Here is a 7,462-nt window from a genome sequence, read left to right on the forward strand (position 1 = left end):
GCAAGTCTCACACAACCCAAGCACACACTAGAGCATCCTCGGCAGATTACGGTTCAACATGCATCTCTCAGCAAGCCTGCTTCAACGCCAGAAGCAACGTATGGTCTTATCGCCTCAAGCCATTGAAGCTATTCGCTTGCTGCGATTGACGCATACTGAACTCCATCAGCTCGTGCAGCAGGCACTCGAGAGGAACCCCGTTTTGAAGCCTGACCCGTTTGACGACGATTCGCCGCTGTCAGGGGTGGATCAGCGGAGCAGTCAAAGCAGAAGCGAAATCGGCGAATCGCCCATTGGCGGGCCGTCTGGCGGGCGCGGGCAATGGAAGTCGCAACGCAGTAGCGGCAACGATCGACCTGCCGTCGAGGAGTTTACCGCCCACACCGAAACATTGCACGACCATGTCGCCCGCCAGGTCGCCCTCACCCCGTTCACCCCCCAGGAGCGGCTGATTGCCGGACAGCTCGCCGCCCATCTGGAGGACACTGGCTATCTTCAGGTAAACCTTTTCGATCTGGCCAGGAGGTTAAACGTTCGGCAAGCTGATGTGGAACGGGTCATCGGAATCTTGCAGCAATTTGATCCGCCGGGGATTTTTGCGCGAACTCTCAGCGAATGCCTGGAGATTCAGCTGCGCCAGCAAGACCGGTTCGACCCGGCTATGGCAGCTTTGGTCGCCAATCTCGAGATGCTTGCACGGGGGGATTTTCAGGGATTGAAGCAGCGTTGCGGAGTCGACGAGGAGGATCTCCTCGACATGAGGAACGAAATCCGCGCGCTCGATCCCAAGCCTGGAGACCGGTTCCAGTCCGGGACGCCGGAAACCATCGTACCGGACGTCTGGGTAATGCCCAAGTCCGAAGGTGGATGGCGGGTGGAGCTTGATCCGGCCACGCTGCCCAAAGTGTTGATCAACCACACCTATGTCGCCGAAATCTCGCAGCTGACCAATCAAAATCCGGAAGGCAAAGCGTTTCTCGACCATTGCCAGGAAAAAGGGAACTGGCTGATCAGCTGCCTCGAGCAGCGCGCTAAGACGATCCTTAAGGTTGCGACCGAAATCGTGCGCCAGCAGGATGCCTTTTTTACACACGGCGTCGCCCATCTGCGGCCTCTCTGTCTCAAAAATGTCGCTGACGGGATCAAAATGCACCAGTCGACGGTAAGCCGGGTGGCTTCGAACAGGTACATGTTAACTCCGCGCGGGGTGTTCGAGCTGAAGTATTTTTTCACAGCGACAATCGCATCCTGCGAGGGCGGCGACGCGCACTCCGCCAAATCTGTCCGCCATCGGATCAAGGCAATCATCGCCGAAGAATCGCTCGACAAGGTACTTTCCGACGAAGACATCGTTGCTCAGCTCAAGCAGACCGGCATCAATGTCGCTCGCCGTACCGTCACCAAATATCGCGAGGCGATGAACATCCCTTCCTCCATACTACGGCGCCGCGATAAGCGTTTGTCCGCAGCTGCGATCAAGCGAAGTGACTAACCGGCATTCCTGGTCGGCGAGAGGCGACTCTCAACTTCCTCCGGGCCGAAGCAGCTTTCGAAGTCCTGGCATTCCCGACAACTGGGTGCAGTGCATGACGAAAAGCCTTCGGCCTCACACAGCTTGCGGTAAAAGTACTTTTTCCATTTCATGTTTTCTGTGTTGCCTGCCGCCAGCGCGGGAAAATGTCTGGCAAGCAGGCGGCTGAGCTCAGCGCGATTTGAGAGGCCAAGATCCCGCCAAAGATGGTCCGTGCGCATCGCACGCCGGGCGATGATCTTGGCCAAGCGGCCGCTCGCCGGGTCGGCCGGCGCAGCATGCGCTAGCAGCAGCCGGCGTAGCAGCTCCTCTTCCAGTTCCGGCTCGGGCTCGCTCAACTCCTCCAAAGCGAATACGCTGCTGGAGGTAGACGGGAAAGTTGCGGCCAAGACATCACGCAATTCGACAGACGAAAGGCCTGTCCCCTCCGTCGCCAACACCTCGCCCGCCTGGACCTCCTCAAGCGAACGTGAATGTACGCAGGGCAGCACATGCTGATCGAAGCTCCTCCCTAGCTCGGACCCACGCCATTGCGCGCTGGATAGGCAGCCATCATCGTAACGGCCGGCTTCAGCTTCCGGCATGACAAAGCGCCTTGTTGACCGCAGGGATGATCTTGTCGCCCCAGAGCTCGATCTGGCGCAGCATCGTCTTTTGGTCGAAGTCGCCCAATTGAGTCTGAACTGCGATCTGGTCCGGTTTCAAGATATCGATCTCTTCCAGCAGGCGATCAATCACGCGATTTACGCTGCCAATCGGCAAATTTTTGCGCATGGTCTCGAAGGACAGATCCTGCTGGGTCGGTGTCTCCTGCAGCAGGTAGCCATCGTGGCTCTGTTGGCGGCGCTGATGCAGGGCTTCAGAAAGCCGGCGCTGGAAGCGGGCATTGTCGAGATAGCTGTTGATCTCCAACTCGTCGTGGCTGGCATAGCAGCAGCGCAGCAGCGATATCTTGACGTCGGTGACGTTCTTTTCCTCGGATGCCGCCGCCCTCTCGACTGATTCACGCAGTGTGGTCAAAGTCTCTAAGCCGTCGTGGAAGGCTGTGACAAAAAAATTGTGCCCCTCGCGGTAGGCCCGAGCCATCCGTGCGGCTCCGCCAGCGATCCAGATAGGCGGCGTCGGCTGCTGGACTGTGCGGACCGAAATCGCTGTTGGGGGGATCTTCTCATACTGGCCGTCGTGTTCGAAGACGTTTTGGTTGAGGCCCTTGAGAATGATGTCCAGGTATTCCGAAAAGACGGCCGGCGCCTCATCGATGTCCACGCCGAACCGTTCGAACTCGAACTGCTGGTATCCCAAGCCTACGCCGAGCTCGAGACGGCCGTTCGCAACGATGTCGGCGAAGCCGATCTCGGACAGCAGGCGCTGCGGTTGGTAAAGCGGCAGCACGCAGACGGCAGTGCCCAGGCGAATCGTGCTTGTCAAGCCGGCGCAGTGCGCCACCATCATCAGCGGGGATGGTATGAGGCTGTAATTGTTGAAGTGGTGCTCAGCAAACCACGCGGTGTTGAACCCAGCCTGCTCCGAAGCGACGGCCTGTTCGATGGAGTTGCGGATGACGCTTTCTGAGGATTGGTGATAGCCACGCTGGGCGGCCAGAATGAAAGTGGCAAATTCCATGATTTCTCCTCGTTATAGACACGTCAGCCGACCGGGAATGTGCTCGGCATGCACATGCTTGGATCTCAAGCACCTCAGGTGCGTCGTGGAGCCGAGGCTTCATAATGCTCGGCCGGTCGCCCTGCGAAGGCCTGGCAATTAACCTGCGGCCTCCGCAAAACATTCGTCATAGAGTTCGCTGGCGTTTCCCGCATCACCGAACGAGGTCCAGCCGCCGTCCACGTAGAGGATCGAGCCGTTGATGTATGAGGCGTCAGACGAAGCAAGGAAGAACGATGCATCTGCGACGTCTTCTGGCCGTCCCATCCTGCCCATGGGGATGCGTCGTCCGATTGCTGTCAGGTCGATGCGGCCGGCTTTGGCCAACTGAGCAAGTGCGGGCGTGCGGATGTGGCCAGGAGCGACGGTGGCTGTCCGAATTCCGACCGGCCCGAGTTCGGCCGCCATGCAACGGGTCAGCATATCCATCCCCGCCTTGGAGGCGCCGTAGGCATGGCGCGGCGCGAACGGCAGAAAGCTGTCGATCGACCCGAGATTGAGGATCACGCCGCCCGGGCGCATAGCCTTGATCGCTTCGCGCGCGCAGGTGAAGGCGCCGGTAAGGTTGACATCCAGGACGTGTTCGAGCTGTTTCGACAGTTGCTCGATCGCAGGCACAATCCTGTCGGCGGTATCAGCACTATTGACCAGAACATCGATATACCCGAAGCGTCCCCTCAGTTCTTCGAACATCGACACCACATCGCTCTCGACGGCCACGTCCAGCGATTTCGCCAGATGCTTGCCGGGGAGCGATGTAGCCAGCTCTGCCGCTGCAGTGCCATCTTTATCAGCAATCACGACGGTGTCGCCGTTCGCGGCAAAGCGGCGAGCGACGGCCGCGCCAATGCTTTTTGCGCCACCGGTGACGAGCACGATTCGCGCATCTGTGCATTCGGCCGGACAGGAGAGCTCGGCTTGGAGCGCACCATCCACCGGCGGGTGAGCATCCCCCGGCTGGTTGAATGACATCCAGCCTCCGTCGACTGCCAGCACCGAGCCGGTGATGTAGCGCGCCTGCGTGCTGCTCAGAAAACGCACGACCCTGGCGATCTCGTCGGGGCGAGCCAAGCGCCCCATCGGCACGCGGCGGCGTATCGCCGCGAGGTCCATTTTGCCAGCGCGTGCCAGTTCTGTGACCATTGGGGTGCGGACGGAGCCCGGCGCCACCGCCGTGACGCGGATTCCTCGCATAGCCCACTCGCATGCAAGGGACTTTGTCAACGAGATCACGCCAGCTTTCGAGGCTGCGTAGGCGTTGCGCCTGGGATTGCCGACCACGCCCGCCATCGAAGCCACATTGACGATCGCACCGCCCGGCTTCATGCGCCGCGCCGCTTCCCGGGCCATAACGAATGGCCCAATAAGGTTCACTGTCACGCCGCGTCGGAAGGTATCGACAGCGGTGTCGATGATCCTATCCATCGTGGGTCCAACCGCCGCATTGTTGATGAGGACATCGATTTGCGCGAACCGTGCTTCGACCTGGCCGAAAAGTGAGAGCATGTCCTTCTCTCGCGACACATCGCACTCCAGACCGACGTGCGGCGACCCGAGATCCCGAGCCAGTTCAACCACACCACTGCCCGGAAGGTCCACCGCAACTACAGTGTCTCCGTCCGCGGCAAGGATATCGACCAGGGCACGGCCGATCCCGCCCGCAGCGCCTGTGATGATTACGGTGCGTGCTGCCAGTTTCACGAGAGCTTCTCCACGATGACCGCTTGTGATCTCAGCCCATCAACCTTGGGCGGAATGAAGGGCCGAGCCAAATCGTTGCAGTGACCGCCAGTTGCGGCCCCACACAGATGTCGTTCCCGTAGGGCGCTCATCCTCCATTTCTACCCACTTATGCAGCTCCCAGTTGGGGACCCTCGACGCCATCTTGGTCGGTGGGGATGTGACCCTTGAGCAACTGGTAGATGGGATCGTCTGGATGTTGTGCTCCAATCGGCTGTCGCCGGCCGAACCTATCTGCCTCAAGAATCGCTGGCGGGATTTGCTCCTCAACCCAATCGTAGACGACTGTCCGTTCCGCAATTCGCCACTCGTCCTGCCTCTTCTGAAACAGATCGCAGTAACGGCCGCAAAGCAGCGTCTGACGTATTTCTTGGTCTGTATCCGGTCCGCGTTGCAGCGCGGTGAAATAGCTCTCGACCGCGGCCTCTGCTGAACTGATGAAGTCGATCAGGCTGTTCGTGATTTGATGGATGTTACGGTGCCCCGGCAGACCGAGAGCAAATTGGATGAAGTCCTCTGCCGGTCCGCAATAGGGACCGTGCCTGTCATACGCTTCGGGCCAGTATGCGCTACGCAGCGCCGCCTCATCGGCGCGGTCTATCCCGCGGCAGTACCGATACAGGCAGTTGCGGATCGCCTCTCGGTCACGCAGTTCGGTAATTTTCGCGTGGTCGACAGGGTCTGTCGCGAATTGTATGATTGTTTTATCCTTCCCGATGCCAGTCTGCACTTTGCGTGTGTCTCTCTCTACAACTGAGTTAGCGGGGGGCTCGTCAACTTCCAGAGCTTGTTCGGGGCAGGCTCGTACCCCTTTTGAGGCAAGCAGTTGCTCCCCATCGGCAACATCAATATCACCGGGCAAGATGTAGCCGGCGTCATCAAGCTTGAAGACTCTCGGCGCCCGCGCCCAGCAGCGCGCATGACCCTGGCATCTGGCTTTATGTACGACGACACGCATAGCGAACTCCAATGTCGTTGGCTGAAACTTCAGGACCAGTCCAGGATCAGATTCTCGATCCCGAACACATGGCCGCCGAAGGTGATAGGTTCAGTCCCTGTCTTGATCCGAAAGGCTGGGATGCGCGCCAGCCACTCCTCCAGGCCAATGACAATCTCCCGCCGGGCAAGGTGTGAGCCAAGACAACGATGGGGACCATAGCCAAAGGCAGCGTGCCGGTTGTCCTCGCGCGCCAGATCGATCTCATTCGGGCATTCGAATTCCGCCGGGTCACGATTGGCAATCATCGTGGCACAGGAAACATAGTCTCCCTTGCGGATCGGCGCGCCTTTGAAGTCGACATCCTTCGTTGCCACTCGGATCATCTGAATGGTCGAATAGGCGCGCAGCAATTCTTCCGCAGCGACGGCAATCCGGTCCGGTTCGCTTCGTAGCAATTCCTGATCTTTGGGGTTGCGCGCGAGATGGGCCAAGTCGAAGCATATGGCTGCTGAGACCGTGTCGAGTCCCGCGACGAACACAAGCACGCCGATGCCACGGACTTCTTCGTCACTGAGCAGACGACCCTCGACCTTTGCCTTCACGATGAAGGTCATGAAATCATCGACCGGCTCCTTGCGGCGCTCGGTGGCAAGTTCGTCGATGAAGGCCACGATCGTCCGGGCTGCGGGTGGTCGTTGCTCCTTATCGCCGTGGAGCAGATCTCTAGCCCAGCCGACAAATGTTTCTAGTCCGTTGTCCGAAAGCCCAATAAAGCGAAGGAAGATATTGACCGCGAACGGAACTGCAAAATCCTTCATGATGTCGCAGCTCGTGCCTGATGCGGCGATCCTGTCGATCAGCTTGATCGCTCGTTCCCGGACAGCCGGCTCCAATGCCATTACCCGCTTTGGCGAAAGCAGCGGATTGAGCAGTGAGCGAAAAACACCGTGGAATGGCGGATCGAGCTCAAGCGGGATCATCGGCCAGCTCTCGCCGAGCACAGAGGCGAAGATGCTGCGATGGCTGGAAAACGTTTCGGTGTCCTGCAGCACCCGGCGCTGGTCGCTCGCGCGAGTGATGACCCAGGTACCCCGACCGTCGCGCGTGTTGCTGGTTGAATAAAAGATCGGAGGCCCGGCATGAACGCAAGCAACCGCTGCATGCGGATCCCCGTTAGCGGTCGGCAACATGCCGGGCGACGTAAACAGGCTGAAGTCCCTCACCATTTCGGGCGGGACATGATCTGGAACCGGCCGCGATTTAACCGCGCCAGAATCGAGAGACCGTTCATGAGATGCTGTCGGCATTTGCATGCAATCGTTGGTGCAAGCTCCGTGCCGAATTCGTCTTTCGATAATCCTTGCCGTTTGCTGGGCAACAGGTGGCGCCTGCGCTGACTTGCTGGTCGGGATTGCAACATTCTTGTCCAGCGTCGGACACAGAATGTAGAAAGCTAGACACCGACTTGGAGCAACTCAACTGGTGGGATCGCTAGCTGTGGAGCCTCAACAGGTTGTCCTCGGTTAGAGCGAGGCGACTGATAGGTGTTTTGGACTTTAGGCTCCCGTGGGGACGGTGCCAATTGTATC

At 59.2% G+C, this 7,462-nt stretch carries 6 protein-coding genes and 1 pseudogene; 1 reads left to right on the plus strand and 6 read right to left on the minus strand.

Annotated features, from left to right (window positions below; all coding sequences use genetic code 11):
• Positions 1–58 precede the first annotated feature (58 nt).
• Positions 59–1,492 carry an RNA polymerase factor sigma-54 gene (gene rpoN, locus EOA32_RS00370; protein ID WP_126063822.1) on the plus strand — a complete coding sequence of 478 codons (1,434 nt, stop codon included), beginning with the start codon at positions 59–61 and terminating at the stop codon, positions 1,490–1,492.
• Here rpoN and EOA32_RS00375 read toward each other — a convergent pair.
• The 6 genes and pseudogenes from EOA32_RS00375 to EOA32_RS00395 form a co-directional block, all read right to left on the minus strand.
• Positions 1,489–2,115: a nitrogen fixation protein NifQ gene (locus tag EOA32_RS00375; RefSeq protein WP_029356557.1), complete on the minus strand. Its 627-nt coding sequence runs from the start codon at positions 2,113–2,115 to the stop codon at positions 1,489–1,491. The genes rpoN and EOA32_RS00375 overlap by 4 nt on opposite strands.
• Entirely contained in the window at positions 2,102–3,154 is a 1,053-nt protein-coding gene (locus EOA32_RS00380; RefSeq protein WP_024505249.1) for an LLM class flavin-dependent oxidoreductase, read from the minus strand. The genes EOA32_RS00375 and EOA32_RS00380 overlap by 14 nt, the downstream gene beginning before the upstream one ends.
• Positions 3,155–3,292: 138 nt before the next feature.
• Entirely contained in the window at positions 3,293–4,894 is a 1,602-nt protein-coding gene (locus EOA32_RS00385; protein ID WP_063169384.1) for an SDR family oxidoreductase, read from the minus strand.
• Positions 4,895–5,042: 148 nt separating this feature from the next.
• Positions 5,043–5,630 (minus strand): nuclear transport factor 2 family protein, encoded by a 588-nt coding sequence (locus EOA32_RS00390; protein ID WP_126083656.1) that lies wholly within the window; start codon positions 5,628–5,630, stop codon positions 5,043–5,045.
• Positions 5,631–5,768: 138 nt separating this feature from the next.
• Positions 5,769–5,891, minus strand: a pseudogene (locus EOA32_RS39540) (ferredoxin); the annotation flags it as partial.
• 29 nt (positions 5,892–5,920) lie between these two features.
• Complete coding sequence (locus tag EOA32_RS00395) at positions 5,921–7,099, minus strand: cytochrome P450 (RefSeq protein WP_164759124.1); 1,179 nt, start codon at positions 7,097–7,099, stop codon at positions 5,921–5,923.
• Positions 7,100–7,462 lie beyond the last annotated feature (363 nt).

The organism is Mesorhizobium sp. M1A.F.Ca.ET.072.01.1.1, from assembly GCF_004023325.1.
In the GTDB taxonomy this organism is placed as follows: domain Bacteria; phylum Pseudomonadota; class Alphaproteobacteria; order Rhizobiales; family Rhizobiaceae; genus Mesorhizobium.